Below are 19,621 nucleotides of genomic sequence, written 5' to 3' on the forward strand. Positions count from 1 at the left end.
ATTCCCCGTGGTTCCCCGCACGATCTGGCACATGTCTGGCACGGGCGCGGCCGCTCGGTCTGTGCGCCTGCCGTCTCGGTGATCACCGCTATAGGAGTTCGATCCCTCGGCCTACTTGGGGCCTTGGCGCCCTTACTGGTCCTCTGTGCGTGGCCGCTCAAGGCCGCTTGCGTGCGCCGGCGTTGATGTCAGCTGGTGATGTCAGGTTGGATGGCGTGATGGAGCGCGTTGAGGCAGAGCTGTTCACTGATGGAGGCAACGACGCTGTGGTTCGCCTGCCCGGTCGGAGGTTCCCGGGGGTGTTGATGCAGGGCGACTCCCTTCACATCCTTCGTAGCGATCTGGCCGAGGTGGTGGAGGCGTGTGAGCGCGGCGATCTGGCCGAGGCCCAAGACTCGGCCGGCCTCCTCCTAGAGGGCCTCGACGCACTGCTGACGCGCTACGCGGATGCATTGCAGGAGCACGAAATCCCCCGGCCATACTGAGTGGCGGGATCTACGACCTCTTCGTCCCGAAGCAACTTGGGCGGGGGCCTGACCTTGGGCCGCTGCGTCTTTCACCTGCTCCGATGGTCCGCAGGCGTCCGCGCTTGTCCGCCGCTGTCCGTCAGCGTTGTCACGCAGTTAGACACTCGCAGTGCTTCGGTCTCAGGCCACGGCCGGACCAGTTCCATGGCGTTCGTAGAGTCGCTTCACTTGCTTAACCCAGAAGCCGAACTTCTCGTCCGCTGACGCGCTCATGGGGAGCAACTGGAGTTCCTTGGCCAACTGATAGAAGCCGGAGCCAGCGTCGTTGGCACCCAAGTAGTTCACCAGAGCCGAGAGCATGACGGGTGGGTCCGAGGGGGCGATCTCCTGATCTCGTTCCACGATCAGTCCGAGCAGATGCCCCATAGCCGCCCGCTCGTCAGCACGCTCGAAGTCGAAGGGACGGCAGCCTGTTCGCCTGGCCAGAATCACGTTGAGCTCGGTGTACGAGGTGAGCTTGCCCAGCTTCGCTCGCTGGACGAGGAAGCCACGACCAGCATGTACCAGCTCTTCCCATTCACTGTCCGCGCGGCCGTATCCAGACATCCCCGCCCCCTGAGCTACATCGATCCGTGAGCGGGAACGTACAGTGCCGGCGCAATGCCCACAATCGCTCGATGGGCTGAGCACTGAAGCTCGGGATGACAGCGAGAAACGCCCCATCTTGCCGTACCGCCACCCCTGGGTGCTAACCCGTATGGGCGGGAGCTGTGAGCTGGGGGTTCGCTGCTGGCGGCGGTGGCTCGACTGTCACTGCCGGTCGTCGATGGTCGGCCTCAGGTGCCCTCGCACGGCCCAGGGACGGCCCAGGGAACGATCACTCGGCGGACGTCCGCCACTCATCCAGCCAGACCCTCACCTGGTGGTTGTGGGCGTGCCAGAAGACCTCCCCCTCGACGGAGGCCCCGAGGGCGGGCAGCTCCATCCCCAGCGGCATGGCCGTGATCTCGGCTAGCGCCACGACGTTGGGCACACCGTCCATACGTATGAAGACGCCAAAGGGCTGGCGGCCGATGACCTCTCCAGTGATGTGGGTCCCCACAGGCAAGGCTGCAACGGTTGCCGCCCAGCTCTGGAGAACTACATCTGCGACCGGGAGATCCGGGCTCGTAGGCCACGCGTACTCATCCATCAACAGATCATGACGCAGTGAGCAGCCTGGGGCTTAGAAGGCGCTCATGCGCACCAGAGTCTCTTCTGCCCTGACCAGCGAAGACAGGCCCTCGGAAGTGGCAGATGCTACCTGCGCCGACACGCATTCGACAGGGATCGCCCGCGGCAGGACACGGTGGCAGTCGCGGTCTCGCCAGGCTGGGCTGTGACTGCTGAACTTGGTGCTATGCAGGCCGTGCTTGTTGCGCTCATCGCTGTCCTCGGGACGCTAGGCGGATCCATCGTGACAGGAGTTCTCCAACGCCGACATACTGACCGTGCTGCTGAACTCGACCGCCGGGAGCGAAATAGACAAGAGCAGCGAACGGCCATTTGCGATCTTGCGGAGGCGTTAGTGGAGCTCCGCCACCGGCAGATCTGGCGTTGGTCCACGAGGCGCGACTACGGCACTGGAAACGACACGTACCGCGAGGCCAAGGACGCTTGCTTTGAGGCACGCACCTCGAGCCGAGCTTGCCTCCTCCGCCTTCGGCTCGCGGGCGTTCCTGACTCAGTCGTAGACCTGGCGGTGGTTGCATTCGAGGCATCCATCGTCATCGAAGAGGCCTCCGATGCTGCGGAGTTGGAGCAGAGAGCAGAGGTGTCCAGAACGGCCATGGACTCATTTGTTGCTGCCGCAGCGCGCCACTGCGCTGCCATGTAGCCCAGCTTTGATCGGTACGGGGCCTACCGTTCGGCCGACGACCAGCAGACTCGATGTGGCCCCCCTGGGTCTCAGCCGACGACAGCCAGCCACGACGGCGGTTCTGTCGACCGACTAGGCGCGCGTGTGTCTCGCTGCACCCCCACCGGCCTCAGCCACGCTGCATCTGTGTGTGTCGAGTAGGTCGAGCGCCGCGACCGCATCTCTGCCGACCGTACTTCCACCTGATGGCCGCTCGCTCAGCACGGCCACAACTGATCATCGGCGGCCGTGACCTGCGGCCGTCTACTCGGTCACCGCTCTGAACTTCGGTGCAGCCGTCGCCAGTTGTCAGCGTTGGTCGCCAACGAGCGCCCTTCCACGGCCCCAGGACGGCCCGGGAGGGCGCTCGCGCACTCCTTGCGCTTTGCTGAGTCGTAACACTTTCTTGTGCGGATGCTTGGCGGATCGGGCGCCAGTTCCGCCAAATCGCTTTCGTTGCGGAGTCAGGAAACTTAGAGTGGACCAATGCTCAAGAAGCTACGCCTCGCCCACTTCAAGGGTTTTGCCGAATTCGAAATCACATTCGATCGGCAGGCCGTGTTGATCGGCCCGAATAATGCCGGGAAGAGTACAATTATTTCCGCGCTGCGTCTTGCTGCGGAAGAAGTTTCCCATGCCCGGCGAAGGAACTCGCGCGATCGTTTCAGCCTGGACGGCAATCATTGGGCGTACGGGCATCAGCTCTCGAGTAGGGTCGGGAATCCCTCTGGTTTCGTGGGAGAAAACATTCGCCACGAGTTCCGTGAACGTGAAACCCGTCTCGAATTAACTTTCAGTTCTGGTGCTACGCTGAAGTCTCTTTGGCCAGTCGAAGAACCTCCGTTCTTTTCTTTGGTTAACGCTGACGGTTCAACGATCCATGCAACTGCTGCTGCTAGGACCGCGACGCCTTCGATCGGCGTCGTCCCCACTTTGACGCCCGTTCAACATCGAGAGCTGATTCTCACTGAGAAGTACGTGAAAGAAAGTCAAACTACGCGCCTTTCCAGCAGTCACTTCAGGAATCAGCTCTACTACCTCAAGAGTGCGGATATCGATACGTACTTCGACCTGGTGGATTTCATTCTTGAAAACACGCCTGAAATCCAAGACCTGAGCCTAGAATCCAGTTCCGCAGGAGACGCGGCTGAGCTTGATCTCTATTTCACGGAGACTGCGACCAGATCGGTAAAGGAGCTCTTCTGGGCAGGGGACGGCCTGCAGATCTGGCTGCAAGTTCTGACACACCTGTACAGGCACAGGGAGGCTAAGACTCTTGTTTTGGATGAGCCTGACGTTTTTTTGCATCCCGATCTTCAGCGCAGGCTTGTGAATGTATTGGAAGAGCGTAGCCAGCAATGGATCCTCGCTACGCATGCACCTGAGATTCTCGCAGAAGCGCGACGAGACTCAGTGGTGCTCGTTGATCGAACTCGTCGGCGGGCGCGGCCGCTACGTGACGCAAAGTCGATGGAGCAGGCGAGTCTGTCACTTGGCAGTGGGTTCAACCTCGGCGTCGCGCGCGCCCTTCGGTCGAAGGTGGCCCTCTTCGTCGAGGGGCAAGACATGAAGGTCTTGCGGAACGTGGCGCGTGTGGTCGGCGCTAAGAAGCTTGCTGGGGAAAAAGGGGTCGCTGTTATCTCCTTGGGTGGTTTTGATAAGTGGTCTCAAGCTGGCTCTTTTGCGACCCTAAGCACCAGTTTGCTTGGCGATGCGGTGAAGGTATTTGTAATTCTGGACAGGGATAACCGCACAGAGGGTCAGTCTTTCGATGTCGCGAACTCTCTGTCGCAGTCTGGGGTGCACTGTCACGTCTGGAAAAAGAAAGAGCTGGAAAGCTACTTTCTGATCCCGCCTGTCATGGCGAGGCTGTCCGGCGCTGAGGTTTCTCTCGTTAAGGAACTCTTACAAGAGGCGGTCGATGAGCAGAAAGTGGATGCTCAGGCCCAGTTCCTTTATCGGCGTCAGACCGACCTCGTAGGAAAGAGTGCGCACGCTATGGACGTGACGCGTGCCGCAATTCCGGAGTTCGATAAATGGTGGAACGATAAGGATGCTAGGGGCGGAATGGTGCCGCCGAAGAAGGTAGTCAACTCGCTGAATGCGAAGCTCGCTGCAGCAGGATTCAAGCCGGTCAACGTGCGCTCGATCTCGAACAATATGAGAGCAGAGGAAGTAGTTCCTGAACTTAGGGATATTCTGCTAAAGATTGAGGCTGCGATCGTTGGAATATAGGGTTCGAGTGAATCTTGAGGTCGGCGGAGCGGCGTTGGGCTGGAGCTGCTTTGGGGCGAGTGATCATGGCCCGTTAAGCTGATGGCGAGTCGGGCGGTCTGTTTACCTGCCCATTAAAGCGCGACGTTGGGCCATGATCTTAGAGGCTCGCCCCAAAGTGGCTGTCTAAAGCCGTGGAGCCGACCGCCCCAGCCGCGACGTACCCCTTCTCCGGCCGCAGGCGGCCGATTGCCCAGCGCGCGGCACGGGCGCCGGCCGGGCTGGAGCGGTGCGGAGACAGGAGCACAGGCCCGGCCGGGGGGGGGCGGGCCGCGCGCGGTGAGCGGAGCGAGTCGCCTTGAGTAAGGAAGAGAGTTTTCGATAGTTGGCCGGGGCGGGCGCTCAGACGGCGCGCAGTGCGCGGGGACTGTCGGGGGTGATGCGGTAGGCGAGTTGGGTGCGGTCGGCGCCGGCGCGGAGGTCTTCGAGGATCAGCGGGCGTTGGTCGGTGCCGAGGGTGACGCGGGTGGCGTGGACGATCGGGGTCGCGTCGGGGATTTGCAGAGTGGCACGCTCGTCGGGCAGGGGCATGCGGGCGCTGACGGTTTCGTCCCAGGTGAGTTTGTGGCCGGCTGCGGTGAGGATGGCGTAGATCTGCTCCGGTTCGGTGCGGGGCTTCGCCGAGCTGTTCGGCCTCGTACGGACCGCTCCGTGTCGCAGGCGACCGGAGACACCAGCAGTACCTTTCCCGCAGCAAGAACTGGTCGTGCTCGTCGAGCATTCGCCCGTTTCGGCCGTCACGCCTTGGCGGCGAGCGGCCGCCACGCGCTCCAGATGTCGAGGCGCTGCTTGTAGGCGGCTTCGACGACGGGATAGGGGTACGTACCGAGGAAGAGCCGCAAGGGTGGTTCGTCGGTGTCGACCAGTTCGAGGATGACGTCGGCGGTGGCCCGCGGATCCTGTGGTGCACGGGCGGTTGCGCCGGCCCGGCGCGCCTCACGGACCGGCTCGTACGCGGCGATGGGTTCGGCGTGCACCGCGGAGGAGCCGGACCAGTCGGTGCCGAAGGGTCCGGGTTCGACGATCGTGACGTGGATGCCGAGCGGGGCGACCTCCTGGGCGAGCGCCTCGCTCATCCCCTCGAGCGCCCACTTGGAGGCGTTGTAGAGCCCCAGGGTGGGGAAGGCCGCGAGCCCGCCGATGCTGGACACCTGCACGATGTGCCCACTCCCCCGCGCACGCAGGAACGGCAGGGCCGCCTGCGTCACCCACAGCGGGCCGAAGAGGTTGGTGTCTAGCTGGGCGCGGGCCTGCTCCTCGGTGGTCTCCTCGACCATGCCGAAGAGGCCGTAGCCCGCGTTGTTGACGACCACATCGAGGTGCCCGAAGGCTTCGGCAGCCCGCTGTACGGCGTCAGTGACGGCGGCCCGGTCGGTGACGTCGACACGGAGCGGGAGAACGCTGTCCCCGTAGACGTCGACGAGGGGTTTCAGGGACTCGGGACGGCGTGCTGTGACGGCGACGCGGTCACCGCGGGCCAGGGCGGCTTCGGCCCAGATCCGGCCGAAGCCGCGGGACGCGCCGGTGATGAACCATGTCTTCTTCATGGCTCGACCCTGCGCCTTCCGCCGAACCGCAGCCAGCACCCCCCGGGGGTTACCCTCCGGCCATGGCGGCCGACAATGCGCTGGGAGAGTTCCTCAAGGCCAGGCGGGGACGGGTTCCGCCCTCGCACGCGGACCTGCCCGCTCACGGGAGGCGCCGGGTCGCGGGGCTGCGCCGGGACGAGCTGGCACAGCTGGCCGGTATCAGCGAGCCGTACCTGACCCGGCTGGAACAGGGCGTCGACCGGCATCCGTCACCGCAGGTACTGCGGGCGCTCGCGCGGGCGTTGGAGCTGGACGCCGACGCCTCGGCGCACCTGTTCACGCTGGCCGGCCCGGGTCCCGTACGGCCTTCGGAGAGCGAAGTCGCCCCGGACGTACACCAGTTGCTCGACGGGTGGACGGGCACTCCGGTGTATGTGCGCAACCGCCGGTTCGACGTGCTGGCCGCGAACAAGTGGGCGCGGGCGCTCGCCCCGATGTACGAGCCCGGGCACAACCTGGCCCGTGACATGTTCCTCGTCCCCGGGACCCGTCGTCTCTTCCCGGACTGGCCTGAGATCGCCGCCCGGACCGCCGCGGCCCTGCGCGCCGAAGCCGACCCGCGCGACCCGCGGACCGCGCGGCTCGTCGCCGGACTGAAGGCGGACGACGACTTCCGCAGCCTGTGGGCGCGGCACGACGCACGCCCCTCCCGCGACGAGCTCAAACGATTCGTGCATCCGGTCGTCGGGGAACTCGCCCTGCGGCGACAGGCCCTCACCGTCGGGGGCGCCGAGCAGCAAGTGATCATCGTCTACCAGGCGGTGCCCGAGAGCCCCTCCGCGTCCGCCCTCTCCAGGCTTCTCCGACACCCGGCTCTGACACCCGGCGGAGATTCCCTTTCGTCTTCGTCAGCGTGGCAGGCAGGGAGCGCCCGGGGCCGATCCGGACAGGGCTCGGCGCACTACGGTCACGCTCGCCATGGGGCCGGTCCGTGAGTTGGACGGGCTCGGCCGCATTGGCGCTGAGAGTTCTCCGGAAACAGCCCGCCGGTTGGTTTGCTTCCCTACCATCAGGCACAGTCACCATGCTGGAGGGTACGTGTCAATGATCATCGCCCTTGCTGCCGGTTCATCCAGCTTGACGGATATACAGCAGAAGTTGATAGTCGGGCTCGCCAGCGCATTTGTCGGCGTCTTTGGAACGCTGCTGGTGCACTTCCTCAAATCGCGGCAGGAGCCGCGACGGAAGGTTGCCTACGATGCCGCCACGGAGCCTGGGCTCGGCGGCATCGACCCCAAGCTGAGAGATAAGTTGCGGATCTCTTATGGTGGAACTCATGTCGAGGACTTGCACTCCGCTCACTACAGGATTGCGAACAGCGGGAACTCCGTTATCAAGAATCAACGGGTTCGCTTCTCCATCCCGGCTGACGTAAAACTTCTCGAGTCCATCCTCGCGCCGGAACCGGAACCGGAAATGAAGGTCGAGAGGAGCCCGGAATCCTCTGGCTCGCAGATTATTTACACCATTGGCCACCTGGAGCGCGGCGAGGAGGTCAGCTTCGGCCTGGTGCTGGATGGGAAGAACGCGGCACAATGGCGGGCGAAAACCTCCAATGAGGAAGGCGACGTCGACGTAGAGAAGCGAGGAGTTCAACGAAACATCGAAGACCGAGCCCATGTGGTTCCTTTCCTGACCTCAACCTTCCTGTTCCTCTTCGCGCCTCCGGCTGTCAGCGGCTTTGTGCTCCAGGAAGCTCTGGGCCATGCACTCGCCAGCTTGATCAGGGCCACTTTTCTTGTATTCTGCATCATTCATCTGCTGCCAACGCTCCGCCTCGTCCGGGAGACCTTCTTTTCGGGCGGAAAGGCTGCGCAGCACGAGCACAACATTGGAGGGGATGCCTACATTTTCAATGACACTGCCTTCCATGGTGGAGTCACATGGAACAACGAAGCGCGGCAAAAGAGAGGTGCAAGCCCCCCTCAGTAGTCGGCTTGTCGCGAGCGGGGGGGCGAAGTCGGGCTCCGCCGTCATCAAGTGCAGCCGGGCGGCGGAACGGGGCCGAGGCGGGAGCGTTGCCCGAGGGGAGGCGGGAGCGTGCCGCGGGCCCGGCGGAGTGAAGTGCGTCCGGGGCTTGGGAGTGCTGGTGTCAGGCCGCCTCCACCGCGCCGGGTTACCGTGCCGCCGTGAGCAACTCGGTGGAGCGCCCCCTCCTCTTTCTCGATGTCGACGGCCCCCTCATTCCGTTCGGGGCATCGCCAGGTCGGCTTCAGAGGCCCGCTTCCGGCGCCGAAGTGTTGCCTGATCAGGGGAATCCGTTGCTGGCGCGGCTCGACCGTGCTGTGGGGGCGCGACTGATGGCGCTCGGGTGCGATCTGGTGTGGGCCTCGACGTGGGGAGATGAGGCCAACGAGGCCGTCGCCCCGCGGATCGGGCTGCCCAGGCTGCCTGTGGTGGAGTGGCCCGACGGTTTCACCGAGGACGGCCCACGCGGTCTGCACTGGAAGACCCGCGCCCTCGTGGAGTGGGCCGGTCCTCGCCCGTTCATCTGGGTCGACGACGAGATCAGCGATATGGATCGGCTCTGGGTCGCCGCTCAGCACCGGGGGCCGGCGCTGCTGCATCGCGTCGACCCGGCCGAGGGCCTCACCGACGATGACTTCTCCGCGCTTGCTGGGTGGCTCCGTACTGTCGCGCCTTCTCCCGCACCAGGGAAAGGCACCTAGAGGCGTCGGAGGGACCGGCACCAGACTCGCCGGGGGCTTGTGTTGTTGTCGGTGCCCCATGTATCGCATACGTTGCCTGATCGGGGTATTCCTCGGTCAATGACATTATTCCGGTGCGACGGAGTGAGATGGAGCTATCGGGCATGGTCCGGCGTAGCGGCTTCGGTGTGCGGGGGAGAATTCTCGGGCGGGTCGGCATTCTGGCCGCGTCGGTGTTGGTCGGCGCGGCGTGCAGTGCGCCCACTGCGGACGATGTGCTGTCGGCCAGGGCGACTACGGGTGGCGCGACGGCTTTTGGCCGGCTGGTGGATGTCGGTCATGGGCGCACGATGTATCTGGAGTGTCAGGGCAGCGGATCTCCGACGGTGGTTCTCGTGCCGGGGCTTGTTGCCGCGGCGGATACCTGGAGTTATGTGACCGGCGCCGCCGGAAAGAGGAAGCCCAGCAGTTCTTCCGTGTATCCCGGGGTGGGGAAGTTCACCAGGGTCTGTTCCTACGATCGTCCGGGGACGGCGCGGGAGAACGGGGAGTTCACCACGTCGTCGACGGTGGCCCAGCCCACCACACCCCGCGGGGATGCCGCGGACCTGCACGCGCTGCTGGAAGCGGCGAAGGTGCCCGGTCCCTATGTGCTCGCGGGATGGTCCGCGGGCGGGCCCATTGCCAGGATCTATGCCGGTGAGTACCCGCATGACGTGGCCGGTCTTGTTCTCGTGGACGCCGAGTCGGAATTCCTGCAGTCGCGGCTCACGCCGGGGCAGTTCGCCATTTTTCTGGCGACGATCCGAAACGACGACAAGAAGCGTATGGCGCAGTGGAAGGATGTCGAAAGGCAGGATCCCGCTACCGTCTTCGAGCAAGTGCGTGCCGCTCCGCCGGTGCCGAGGATTCCGGTGGTGGTGCTGTCCGGGGATGAATTCGATGCCGATGCGTTTCGTGCTCGGCTGCCGGCTCATGCCCCGGAGGATTTCCCGCAGGTGTTCTGGCGGGCGCAACGTGGCTCGCAGCAGGATCTCGCGGCGCAGTTTCCCGGTGCACAGCACATCACCAAGACCCGTAGTGACCACAACATCCATAACAATCGGCCGCAGCTGGTGATCGATGCGGTGCGGGGTGTTGTTGAGGAAGATCGGCGTGGGGTGGGTGGTCCCTCGTCGGCTTCCGCTGCGGCTTCGGCTCCTCCCTCTTCCCCTTCTTCTTCCCCTTCTTCTTCGCCCTCGTCCTCGCCGTCGCGTTCGCGTTCGTAGAGGACGCCGCCGGCTTGTTCCCGGGCCAAAGGGTGCCGTGTGCGGGCGGGGGGGACTGTGGGTGCGTCGGCCTACAGTCGTTCGTCATGGACTGGGTCGAGCGGGTGGGGAATCTTCGGCAGTGGGCGCAGAACGGCGCGCGGGCGCCGCACAAGCCGTTGCTCATGCTCTATGCGTTGGGGTGGTTCCAGCGGTCTCCGCTCCGGCCGATGCGCTACTCGGAGATCGAGCACGATCTGAGTGAGCTGCTGGAGGATTACGGTCCGACGCACCGGACGTCGCCGTCGTATCCGTTCCACCATCTCGTCAACGACGGGGTGTGGGAGGTGCGCACCGACAGCGGGGCCGCCAGTCCGGGTACGGGGGTCCGGGTGCTGCGGGAGAGCGGGGCGCGGGGGCAGTTGGCCGGGGGGTTGCGGGCCGCACTCTCCGACGATCCGGCGCTGCTCGGGCAGTTGGCGCAGGTGCTGTTGGACAGGCACTTTCCGCCGTCGGTCCATCCGGACCTCACGGCTGCCGTCGGGCTCGACCTGGAGCCGGCGGACGGAACGCGGATCGTGGTCGGGCAGGCACCGGGGCGGCGGCGGGCCGGTGAGCTGCGCAGGGATGTGCTGATCGCGTACGAGTACCGGTGCGCGTTCTGCGGCTTCGACGGGTCGATCGGCCGGGTGCCGGTCGGGCTGGAGGCGGCCCATGTCCGGTGGTGGGCCTTCCAGGGGCCGGATGACCTCGCCAACTGTCTGTGCCTGTGCTCCCTGCATCACAAGCTGTTCGACCGTGGGGTGCTGGGCCTGGACTCCGGCCGGCGGATCACGGTTTCCCGGGAGTTCGTCGGCCAGAGCCAGGCGGCCCGGCAGCACGTGCTCGAACTCACCGGCCGGGCCCTGATCGGGCCGCAGAACGGCAGTGCACGGGTCGCCCCGGCGCACATCACCTGGCACACCGCGCAGGTGTTCCGCGGCGAACCCCGTATCGCGGAACAGCACGGACCGGCGGAGCGGCACGGCCTGACGGGGCGAGAGCGGCACGGCGTGACGAAGCAGCACGGACGCGTACCGGAGCAGCACGGCGTGACCGGGCAGCAGGGCAGCACGGCGTAACCGAGCGCGGCCGAGGGGCGGCGCCATGAGGTCGGCGCCCCTGGTGGGTCGGTGCGGGTCGGGGCCGCGCGGGTGCGTGGTGGGCGGGTGTGCGGCGGCTATCGGGAGGTCTTGGGCGCGGGGCCGGGGTGGGAGCCGAAGGCGGTCAGGAAGCGGTTGCGGAAGGAGTCCATCCGCCAGACCGGGGCCTGGTGGCCGGGGTTGAGGCCGGGTGTCCAGTGCCAGTCGGAGATGCGCTTCAGGACGTCGGGGTCGTGGGCGACGATCGCGACCGGGACGTCCCTGCTGGCATGGTCGCCGGAGACCTTGGCGACGGGCTGGTGGTCGCCGAGGAAGACGAGCACGGTGTTCTTGTTGCCGTACTTCTCGACGTACGAGACCAGGCTGTTCAGGGAGTACTGGATGGACTTGCCGTACTCGGTGCGCACCTTGTCGGTCTGCTGCCACACGTCCACGGGGTTCTTGCCGGACTTCTCGATGGAGTCGTAGACGGAGCCGTCGCCGACCTTGTTCCAGGGGAGGGTCTTGGGGAGGGGTGCCCAGGGGTTGTGACTGGAGGTCAGGATGATCTCGGACATCAGCGGCTTGGCGTGCGGCTTGCCGTGCTCCAGGCGCTCGAAGGCGGCGAGGCTGTACTGGTCGGGCATGGTCGACCAGCTGAACTTGGGGCCCTTGTAGCCGAGTTCGCGGGAGTCGTAGACGTGGTCGAGGCCGTAGAACTTGGCCTCCGGCCAGCCCTTGGTGACACCGGGCATGATGCCGACGGTGCGCCAGGCGCCGGTGCGCCGGAAGGCGCTGGTGAGGGTCAGGTGATCGCCCGCGGTCACGGTGCGGTAGCGCTGCTGGTTGTCGATCCACAGGCCGGACAGGAAGGTCGAGTGGCCCAGCCAGCTGCTGCCGCCGTACGTCGCCGAGGTGAGCCAGCCGCTGCGGGCGGAGTAGCCGGCCGCCCGCAGCCGGGCGGTGCCCTTCGCGAGCGTGGCATCGACGCCCGGTGCCATCAGGGGGTCCTGGACCGCGCTGCGGCCATAGCTCTCTATGAAGGTGAAGATGACGTCCTTGCCGCGCAGTCCGGTCAGCAGCCGGTTGCCCGGGGTGTGGTGGTAGGGGTCGCTCGCGGCTTCCTTGGCGAACGCCCGCTCGTCCTTCAGGGTCGCGCTCACGCCGTCCATACGGGCCTGGACGAGGTCGGAGGTGCTGCGGGAGGCGAGCGGCGCACCGGCGATCTGCAGGCCGAGGGCCGCGGAGAGGACCCAGGCGGTGCCGAGGACGAGGGTGGTGCCGGCCGCCCTGGTGGCGTGCCGGGCCATGAGGTTGCTGAGCCGGACGAGCGCCAGGGCGGGCAGGACCAGCAGGGCGAGGACGAGGAGGGCGGCCGCGATCTCGACTCCGATCGTGCCCGCCCGGCCTATGGAGTCCTGGAGGAAAGAGGCGCCGTCGCCGAGCAGGACCCAGTCGAAGACCACGTTGAAGCCCCGGCCGAGGACCTCGTTGAAGCCGATGTCGAGGAGGTCGAGTGCGGCCAGCACGCCGAGTGCCACTCCGGCGAGCACCGCGGCCACCCGCCGTGCCGTGGGCGGCAGGAGGAGGAGCAGGGCGGCACCGGCCACCCCCTCCACCGGGATACGGACGAATTCGGCGGCCGTGAGGCGGTCGGCGCTGTTCGGCAGCAAGAGGGTGACGAGTACCAGCGCGCCGGCCAGGGCGGTGGTCGTCCACGCCGCTGCCCGCGCCGCGGCGGGGTGGCGGTCGCGCCAGCCGCCTGGAGGGGTCTCGGTGTGGGGTGCGTCCGCGGGTTCGGGTTGGGGACCGTCCGAGAGCCCGTCCGCGGGCCCGTCCGCAGGCTCCTCCGGGAGGCCGTCCCCGGGCTCGTCCGGCGGCAGGCTCTCGGTCTCGGGTGCGTGCTGCTGTGGCAGCTGGTGAGAGCGCGTGGAGTGCGACAACCCGAAGGTCCTTCCGTGCGGGGCCCGGTAGTGGCGCGGCGGACCGGACCCGGGAGGTCGGCGCCGTCGCTATCTGTACGGGCGGCCGGGGGCCTGCGTTCAACCGGGGGCCTGCGTTCCATCAGTCGGCGTCCGCGGGGGGGGGAGGAGGCGCGGAAGAAGATGCGGGGCCGGGCCGGCCCCCCGGCCGGCCCGGCCCTCCCCCGTTCCCCCGTTTCCCCCGTTCCCCCGCTCCCCCGCCGTGGCGCCACGTGTTCTACGGCTGACGCGCAGTCGTGGGTCGGTGGCGCCGGTCCATGGGCGCTGCGCCGTCAGGCGGCGGCCGGCTGTTCCGTGCCCGCGGGGTCTGCGGCCTCGTGACGGATGCGGCGGCGCTTGTTCACGAGGACCGCGGTCCGGGTGAGGACCATGGCAAGCGACATGAAGACGAAGGCATTTGCGTAGACGTCGGGGCCGCTGAGTTCATTTTCGATGCTGAAGCGGATGAGTCCCTCGGAGAACCAGTGCTCGGCACCGTAGGCGAAAAGGACGCGGGCGGAGGAAAGGACGATCCAGACGAGGGCGTATCCCCATCCGCCCGTGGTGTAGATCCGGCCGTCGGCGCCGCGGTGCGCGGGAAGCAGCACACCGGCGATCAGACCGCAGATCACGCCCATGCCGAGGCCGATCAGCTGGAACGACGGCGCGTTTCCGGAGGTCGGGAAGGAACGCACGAAGATCGCGATGATGATGGCGACCGCGATCACGGAGCGCAGCATGCGCATGTTGGTGACGCGGCGGCAGCCCAGATCGGTCGCCAGAATGATGGTGAGGATGGTGGCGCTGGCGATGAGTGCAGTGGCGAACTGACTCAGCTGGTCCATGGAATTCCGGGCCTTTCTGCGGTGCTGCGGCTTCTTCTGCTCGGCGTGCGCGTTGCGTGGCGCGCAGTGCGCACTGCGCACTGCGCACTGCGGAGATTTCCGTTGTCCGGGAATCCCGTCGTCCGGAGCTCCCTTGTCCGGGAGTTCCATTGGGCAGCGGATTACCGTTCCGGGCGCTTCTGCGACACCGCGCGGTGTTCGTCAATGACGCTATGGCGAGGGGAGGTTGTCGCGGGACGACCGACCGGTGGAGCGGGCTGTCCACCGGTCGGTGGACAGCGCTGCGTCGGTGAGGAGGGAGGGTGGTACGACTGTGCGCGGCAGTGTCCGCTTCCCGGGTGCGGGGCTGCGCATATCCGGAAGGGCACAGGGGGACATGGCGATATCCAGGGGTACGCGGTGACGGCTGAGACGCGGCATGCACCCGAGCCGCAGCAGACACCCGGACTACGGCCCACGTACGAGGCCCCCCGCGCACCCGAAGCGCGGGTGCGGTGGTTCGGCCTGTGGGACAGCTACTTCGTGGTCTGTTATCTGGTGACCACGGGGCTGGTGTTCACCTCCGGGGTCCCGCAGGGCGAGCGGGTGATCGCCATCGGGGCGCTGACGCTGGTGGTGCCCTGGTATGCGGGGATCGGGCGGCCGTTGATGCTGCGTCATGAGAGCGATCGGCGGAACGTCGTCTTTCCCGTCGGTCTCTTCGTGCTGTTCGGGGTCGCCACCGCCGTCGATCTGATGAGCTCGTTCGCCCTGTCCGCCCTGGTCCCGATGTTGATGATGAGCCTGGCGACCAGGCCGGCCCTGGTGGTCGGCGTCCTCGGCAACCTCGTCCCGGTGACGATGCTGTGGCTGCGCGGCGGCGCCGAAGGCCCGGCCGTGCTGTTCGTGCTGCTGACGTCGCTGCTCGGGATCGCGCTGTCCGTACTCCTCGGGCTGTGGATCAAGAGGGTCGTACGGCAGAACAGGGAGCACGCCGCGCTGATCGAGGAGCTGCGGCAGAACCGCGAGCAGGTGGCCCGGCTGTCGCACCAGGCCGGGATCGCCGCCGAGCGCGAGCGGCTCGCGCGGGAGATCCATGACACCCTCGCGCAGAGCCTGACCAGCATCATCAGCCTGGTACAGGCCGCGGATTCGGCGGTGGAGGACGCTCCCGCCCTCGCCCGTAAACATCTCGCGCTGGTCGGGCGGGTGGCCGGGGAGAGCCTGGCCGAGGCGCGCGCCTTCGTGGCCGACCGGACGCCCGCCTCCTTGCAGGAGAGCTCGTTGGCGCAGGCGCTGCGACGGCAGGCGGACGGGCTGACCGCGCAGACGGGGCTGCTGGTGCGGTTCGCCGTCGAGGGTGCGGAGCGGCCGTTGCCGATGGCGGTCAATGTCGTCCTGCTGCGTGCCGCGCAGGAGGCGGGCGCGAATGTGCACAAGCACGCCGAGGCCCGCGCGGTGGACCTGGTGCTCCGGTACGGCGAGGGGCAGGTCGGCCTCCGTGTCGCCGACGACGGCCGGGGGTTCGACGCGGGAGCGGCAGCGGCCGGGAGGGCGGAACGGCACGGTGCGGCAGTGCACGGGCAGGGTGACGGCGGGGGCTTCGGGCTGCGGGGGATGGCGGCGCGGGTGGCGGAGATCGGCGGGGTGATGAGCGTGGTGAGCGAGCCCGGGTCGGGCACCGCCGTCGAGGTGAAGGTGCCCCTCGCGGAGTCGGTGGACGGGGCCGGAGGGCCGGCGACGGGGCGGTCCGAAGAGCAGGGAGCGGCGGGGCGGTTGGTGAAGGCGGCGGATGATGAGCGTTGAGGACACGGGCGTGGTGCGGGTGCTGCTCGCCGATGATCACCCCGTCGTGCGCGAGGGGCTGTGCGCGATGCTGGAATCCGACCCGGGCATCGCGGTCGTGGGGCAGGCGGGGTCCGGCGAGGAGGCCGTGACGCTGGCGGCCCGGCTGACGCCGGACGTCGTGCTGCTCGATCTGCGGATGGGCGGGATGGACGGCGTCGCCGCGACCGGGCACGTCCTGCGGCAGTCGCCGCGCAGCAAGGTGGTCATCGTCACCACGTACGAGGACGACTCCGACATCCTGCGCGCCGTGGAGGCGGGCGCGGCCGGCTATCTCCTCAAGGGCAGTTCACGGGCCGAGCTGATCGACGCCGTGTACGGGGCGGCGCGCGGGGCGACGGTGCTGACCCCGTCGCTGGCCCCCAAGCTGTTCCGGGCGCGGGCGGTGGAGCAGCCGGTGCTGTCGGCGCGGGAGTGCGAGGTGCTGCGGCTGGTCGGCCGGGGGCTGACCAATGCCGAGATCGGCCGGGAGCTGTTCATCGGCGAGGCCACCGTGAAGACGCATCTCCTGCGGGCGTTCAAGAAGCTGGACGTGTCGGACCGCACGGCGGCCGTGCTCACGGCCCTGGAGCGCGGGTTGCTCTCGTAGCCGCCGGGGCACTCCCCCGCAGCCCGCGCTCCGGGGTCAACCACCCCACAGCCCACGCTCGGCGTCACCCGCCCCGCAGCCGCGCACCGGGTCACCCGCCCGGCAGGCTCACTCCTCCCCAGCCTCACTCCTCCCCCAGCCTCGCCCGGTCCGCCGCCGCTCGGCCCTGGTGCCAGCCGTCCGCGTCGCGGATGCCGCGGAGGCGGACCGGAGCGGTGTCGGGGAAGAGGGTGCCGGTGGTCTCCTCCACGGCCAGTGCGCGGGCGGCGAGTACCGGAAGGAGGTCGGGGGCCGCTTCGGCTGACTCGGCGGTGGCGGCGGCCGTGGCGGCAGCGGTGGCCGCCCCGAGCCGGTCGCGGATGCGGTCGGCGTAGGCGACCAGGAAGGTCTGGCGGAAGTCCCGGGTACGGCGGGAACGGCCGCGGAGGTGGTGGTCGTCGCCCGCGCGGTGCATCGCGGCGGTGGCCTGGAGCAGCAGCGAGGTGTAGAGCATCTCGGCCGCCTCCAGGTCGGGGGCGAAGCCGACGACGGTGGAGAAACAGACGTCGGCGGCCCAGACGGCCTGGCAGCGGTTGGCGGCCGCCACCGCGTCGAGCAGCAGCGCCTTGGCCTGTTCGTACGGGCCCTCGATGCCGATACGGACCGCGGACGGGCCGCCGGCCCGTCCGCCCGGCCCGGCGTCCGCACGGTCGAGCAGCGCCTCGTCGATGCTGTGCCGGGCCATCAGCTCCTGCGCCTTGGCGGACAGCGCCTCCGCCTCCTCGGCGTAGTCGGTCGCCTCGGCCTTGGCCAGCAGCCCGCGGATCCGTCCGAGGGCACGGTGTGCGGCGGCGCCGGCCGGGCCGCTCTTCCGGCCGGGCTCCGGCGGGGCCGGGAGCGGGGTGATACGGGGCAGCCGGGCGAGTGCGCGCAGGGCTCCCAGCACGTCGTACGCGGTCTCGAAGCGGGAGGCTCGGCGGCGCGCGGCCAGGGCGTCGAGGTAGCCGGTGTCGGAGGTCCACCAGACGTCGGCGCCGAGGGTCCGCAGCTGCTCGGCCCAGCGCGGGTCCCGCGCGGACCGTGCGCCCTGCGGCCGGGCCGCGTCGGCCGCGACGGCGTCGACGACCACCGCCACCAGGGAGGCGTCGGACGCGTCCCGCCGTACGATCCGCTCCAGGTCGGCGGGCTGCCAGCCGCCCGCCCAGCACTGCCGCACCCCCGCCACGGCGGCGGCGACCACCGCCGCGCTCACCGCCTCCCAGCCGGGCTCGGCCGCGGCCAGCATCGAGGCGCCCGCCTCGATGGCGTCCTCGGCCCGCGCACCGTCCGGCGCGTAGCGGACGCTGCCGAGCACCTGCCCGACCAGCTCACCCGCCGCCGACGAGGACCCGCCGCCGCGACCCTTGTCCTCGCGACCTTTGCCCTCGCGACCCCGGCTCTCGCGCCCCTTGTTTCCGCGCTCACTCACCCGGTCACTGTACGGAGGGCTCCCCCCAGACCGCGCTCCGGTGGCGGCACCGGCGCACCGTGCCCAGCGAAAACGCCGGGTGGCGCCCTGGTCAGGGCGCCACCCGGCGTCGGTCACGGTGGGAAGCCGCGGATGACTTCACCCGCGGTCGTACGTGGTCCTACGCAGTCTTACGCGGTCATACGCAGTCGCGCGCAGCACCCGTACGGGGAGCGCCCGCACGGGGAGCACCCGCACGGGGAGCACCCGCACGGGGAGCACCCGTACGGGGAACACCCGCGCGGGGCGCTGCCATCCTCCGCGACGTCACTGCACCGGGATCTCGGGCTGCACCGCGCTGTCGGGCTGAACGGCGCTGTCGGGCTGCGCCGCATTGCCGGGCTGGGCCGCGCTGCCGGACTGCACCGCGCTGCCGGCCACCCACTGGGCCCAGTCCATGTTCCAGCCGTTCAGGCCGTTGTCCGGCTTGACGGTCTGGTCAGGGGAATTGACGACCTCCACCACATCGCCGATCTGCGAGTGGTCGAAGAACCAGGCGCCGGACGTCTTCGGGTCCTTGGCACCCTTGGCGTCCTCCAGGCCTATGCAGCCGTGGCTGGTGTTGGCCTTGCCGAAGACACCCTTGCCCCAGTAGTTGCCGTGGATGAAGGTGCCCGAGTCCGACAGCCGCTGGGCATGCGGCACGTCGGGGATGTCGTACTCGCCCTTGCCGTCCTTCTTCTTGAAGCCGACGGTCGAGCCGTCCATCCGGGTCTGCTTGAACCGCTCGGAGATGACCATCGCGCCGTTGTAGGTCGCGTGGTCGTCGCTGCCGGCCGAGACCGGGATGGTGTTGACGAGCTGGCCGTCACGCATCACGAACATCATGTGCGCCTGGGTGTCAACGGTGCTGACCTGCGAGTGACCGACGTTGAAGCTGACGGTCTTGTTCTGGATGCCCTTGACGCCCGGCGACGCCTCGACGCCGTCGAGGCCGAGCTTCATGGTGACCTTGGAGTGCGCCTTCCAGTACTCCTGGGGTCGGAAGTCCAGCCGCTTGTCGTTGAACCAGTGGCCGACGACCTGCTGGTTGCTGCTGGACGCCACCTTGATCGCGGACTCGACGGCGGCCTTGTTCTTGACCGGCTTGTCGAAGTTGATCGACACCGGCATACCGACGCCGACGGTCGAGCCGTTCTCCGGCGTGAAGTTCCCGACGAAGCTGTGGTCCGGGGCGACGGTGGTGAAACTGGAGTTCTCGACCGCCGCGCGCCCCTTGGAGTCCTCCGCACGCGCGGTGACCTTGTACTTCGTCCCCCGCTCCAGCGGCTTGTCCGGCTTCCAGGAGGTGCGGTCGGCGGAGAGGGTTCCGGCAACCGTCTTCTTGGTCTCGGTCGAGGTCATGGTGACCTCGGTGAGCTTTCCGCGGCTGACCGTGACCGAGGAGTCACTGTTCAGGCCCGCGCCGCTCGCGCCGTCCTCCGGCAAGATCTTGATTTTGGCCTGGGAGGCGTCCTTCGCGGCCGCCTCGTCCACCTGCTGGGTGTTTTCGTGCCGGGTGCCATCACCGCCGCCGTCGCCATGGTCAGCTGCTGTGCTGCCACCACACGCGGCGAGCGTGAGTGCGCCCCCGAGCAGCGTTGCGCTGGCTATAAGCCCCTTCCGGCGCTTGCTGTCCGTTATCACACGCATCTCCATTGCTACCGATTTTGCTGACTTCCCCGAGCGAGCTG

General features: G+C 67.8%; 17 protein-coding genes and 1 pseudogene. 10 read left to right on the top strand and 8 right to left on the bottom strand.

The window, feature by feature from the left end:
* The first annotated feature begins 149 nt into the window (after positions 1-149).
* Positions 150-485 (top strand): DUF6959 family protein, encoded by a 336-nt coding sequence (locus tag Scani_RS05895; protein WP_246295501.1) that lies wholly within the window; start codon positions 150-152, stop codon positions 483-485.
* A gap of 162 nt (positions 486-647) precedes the next feature.
* On the opposite strand, the gene Scani_RS05900 is transcribed toward Scani_RS05895, so the two are convergent.
* A complete protein-coding gene (locus Scani_RS05900) occupies positions 648-1,073 on the bottom strand; it encodes a hypothetical protein (RefSeq protein WP_174872622.1) in 426 nt (141 codons plus the stop codon).
* Between the two features lie 271 nt (positions 1,074-1,344).
* Positions 1,345-1,659 carry a S1 domain-containing protein gene (locus tag Scani_RS40230; RefSeq protein ID WP_174872594.1) on the bottom strand — a complete coding sequence of 105 codons (315 nt, stop codon included), beginning with the start codon at positions 1,657-1,659 and terminating at the stop codon, positions 1,345-1,347.
* A gap of 207 nt (positions 1,660-1,866) precedes the next feature.
* Between Scani_RS40230 and kilB the strand changes: the two genes are divergently transcribed.
* Together kilB and Scani_RS05910 are read left to right on the top strand one after the other, a co-directional pair.
* Positions 1,867-2,343 carry a plasmid transfer protein KilB gene (gene kilB, locus Scani_RS42395; protein ID WP_503827396.1) on the top strand — a complete coding sequence of 159 codons (477 nt, stop codon included), beginning with the start codon at positions 1,867-1,869 and terminating at the stop codon, positions 2,341-2,343.
* 507 nt (positions 2,344-2,850) lie between these two features.
* Positions 2,851-4,599, top strand: coding sequence for an ATP-dependent nuclease (locus Scani_RS05910; RefSeq protein ID WP_159470693.1), 1,749 nt, complete (start codon positions 2,851-2,853; stop codon positions 4,597-4,599).
* Positions 4,600-4,980: 381 nt separating this feature from the next.
* On the opposite strand, the gene Scani_RS05915 is transcribed toward Scani_RS05910, so the two are convergent.
* Both Scani_RS05915 and Scani_RS05920 read right to left on the bottom strand, forming a co-directional pair.
* Positions 4,981-5,403, bottom strand: a complete 423-nt coding sequence (locus tag Scani_RS05915; protein ID WP_308686553.1) for a UTRA domain-containing protein — start codon at positions 5,401-5,403, stop codon at positions 4,981-4,983.
* Complete coding sequence (locus Scani_RS05920; RefSeq protein WP_159470695.1) at positions 5,376-6,185, bottom strand: SDR family oxidoreductase; 810 nt, start codon at positions 6,183-6,185, stop codon at positions 5,376-5,378. Before Scani_RS05920 ends, Scani_RS05915 begins: the two co-directional genes overlap by 28 nt.
* 62 nt (positions 6,186-6,247) lie before the next feature.
* Here Scani_RS05920 and Scani_RS05925 point away from each other — a divergent pair, with 62 nt between their 5' ends.
* The 5 genes and pseudogenes from Scani_RS05925 to Scani_RS05945 all read left to right on the top strand — a co-directional run.
* Complete coding sequence (locus tag Scani_RS05925) at positions 6,248-7,162, top strand: helix-turn-helix domain-containing protein (RefSeq protein WP_159470697.1); 915 nt, start codon at positions 6,248-6,250, stop codon at positions 7,160-7,162.
* A 109-nt stretch (positions 7,163-7,271) separates the two neighbouring features.
* Positions 7,272-8,159, top strand: coding sequence for a hypothetical protein (locus tag Scani_RS05930; RefSeq protein WP_159470699.1), 888 nt, complete (start codon positions 7,272-7,274; stop codon positions 8,157-8,159).
* A 197-nt stretch (positions 8,160-8,356) separates the two neighbouring features.
* On the top strand, positions 8,357-8,896 hold the full coding sequence (locus Scani_RS05935; RefSeq protein WP_159470701.1) for an HAD domain-containing protein: 540 nt from the start codon (positions 8,357-8,359) through the stop codon (positions 8,894-8,896).
* Positions 8,897-9,039: 143 nt separating this feature from the next.
* Positions 9,040-10,143, top strand: a complete 1,104-nt coding sequence (locus Scani_RS05940) for an alpha/beta fold hydrolase (protein ID WP_159470703.1) — start codon at positions 9,040-9,042, stop codon at positions 10,141-10,143.
* An 86-nt stretch (positions 10,144-10,229) separates the two neighbouring features.
* Positions 10,230-11,123, top strand: a pseudogene (locus tag Scani_RS05945) (phosphorothioated DNA-binding restriction endonuclease); the annotation flags it as partial.
* Positions 11,124-11,341: 218 nt separating this feature from the next.
* Here the strand turns inward: Scani_RS05945 and Scani_RS05950 are convergent.
* A complete protein-coding gene (locus tag Scani_RS05950; RefSeq protein ID WP_159470707.1) occupies positions 11,342-13,186 on the bottom strand; it encodes an alkaline phosphatase family protein in 1,845 nt (614 codons plus the stop codon).
* 311 nt (positions 13,187-13,497) lie between these two features.
* Complete coding sequence (locus Scani_RS05955) at positions 13,498-14,049, bottom strand: hypothetical protein (RefSeq protein WP_159470709.1); 552 nt, start codon at positions 14,047-14,049, stop codon at positions 13,498-13,500.
* 399 nt (positions 14,050-14,448) lie between these two features.
* Here Scani_RS05955 and Scani_RS05960 point away from each other — a divergent pair, with 399 nt between their 5' ends.
* Entirely contained in the window at positions 14,449-15,834 is a 1,386-nt protein-coding gene (locus Scani_RS05960) for a sensor histidine kinase (RefSeq protein ID WP_159470711.1), read from the top strand.
* A complete protein-coding gene (locus Scani_RS05965) occupies positions 15,824-16,462 on the top strand; it encodes a response regulator transcription factor (RefSeq protein WP_159470713.1) in 639 nt (212 codons plus the stop codon). Before Scani_RS05960 ends, Scani_RS05965 begins: the two co-directional genes overlap by 11 nt.
* Positions 16,463-16,586: 124 nt before the next feature.
* Here the strand turns inward: Scani_RS05965 and Scani_RS05970 are convergent, their stop codons facing one another.
* Positions 16,587-17,795, bottom strand: coding sequence for a DUF2786 domain-containing protein (locus Scani_RS05970; protein ID WP_246295599.1), 1,209 nt, complete (start codon positions 17,793-17,795; stop codon positions 16,587-16,589).
* Between the two features lie 420 nt (positions 17,796-18,215).
* A complete protein-coding gene (locus tag Scani_RS05975; RefSeq protein WP_159471759.1) occupies positions 18,216-19,571 on the bottom strand; it encodes a L,D-transpeptidase in 1,356 nt (451 codons plus the stop codon).
* Between the last annotated feature and the right edge of the window lie 50 nt (positions 19,572-19,621).

This window comes from Streptomyces caniferus, from assembly GCF_009811555.1.
In the GTDB taxonomy this organism is placed as follows: Bacteria; Actinomycetota; Actinomycetes; order Streptomycetales; family Streptomycetaceae; genus Streptomyces; species Streptomyces caniferus.

Excerpts from the sequence above, each read along its gene's own strand:
- Scani_RS05900 (WP_174872622.1), bottom strand. The coding sequence starts at position 1,073 with ATGTCTGGATACGGCCGCGCGGACAGTGAATGGGAAGAGCTGGTACAT.
- Scani_RS40230 (WP_174872594.1), bottom strand. The coding sequence starts at position 1,659 with ATGGATGAGTACGCGTGGCCTACGAGCCCGGATCTCCCGGTCGCAGAT.
- kilB (WP_503827396.1), top strand. The coding sequence starts at position 1,867 with ATGCAGGCCGTGCTTGTTGCGCTCATCGCTGTCCTCGGGACGCTAGGC.
- Scani_RS05910 (WP_159470693.1), top strand. The coding sequence starts at position 2,851 with ATGCTCAAGAAGCTACGCCTCGCCCACTTCAAGGGTTTTGCCGAATTC.
- Scani_RS05920 (WP_159470695.1), bottom strand. The coding sequence starts at position 6,185 with ATGAAGAAGACATGGTTCATCACCGGCGCGTCCCGCGGCTTCGGCCGG.
- Scani_RS05925 (WP_159470697.1), top strand. The coding sequence starts at position 6,248 with ATGGCGGCCGACAATGCGCTGGGAGAGTTCCTCAAGGCCAGGCGGGGA.
- Scani_RS05930 (WP_159470699.1), top strand. The coding sequence starts at position 7,272 with ATGATCATCGCCCTTGCTGCCGGTTCATCCAGCTTGACGGATATACAG.
- Scani_RS05940 (WP_159470703.1), top strand. The coding sequence starts at position 9,040 with ATGGTCCGGCGTAGCGGCTTCGGTGTGCGGGGGAGAATTCTCGGGCGG.
- Scani_RS05955 (WP_159470709.1), bottom strand. The coding sequence starts at position 14,049 with ATGGACCAGCTGAGTCAGTTCGCCACTGCACTCATCGCCAGCGCCACC.
- Scani_RS05965 (WP_159470713.1), top strand. The coding sequence starts at position 15,824 with ATGAGCGTTGAGGACACGGGCGTGGTGCGGGTGCTGCTCGCCGATGAT.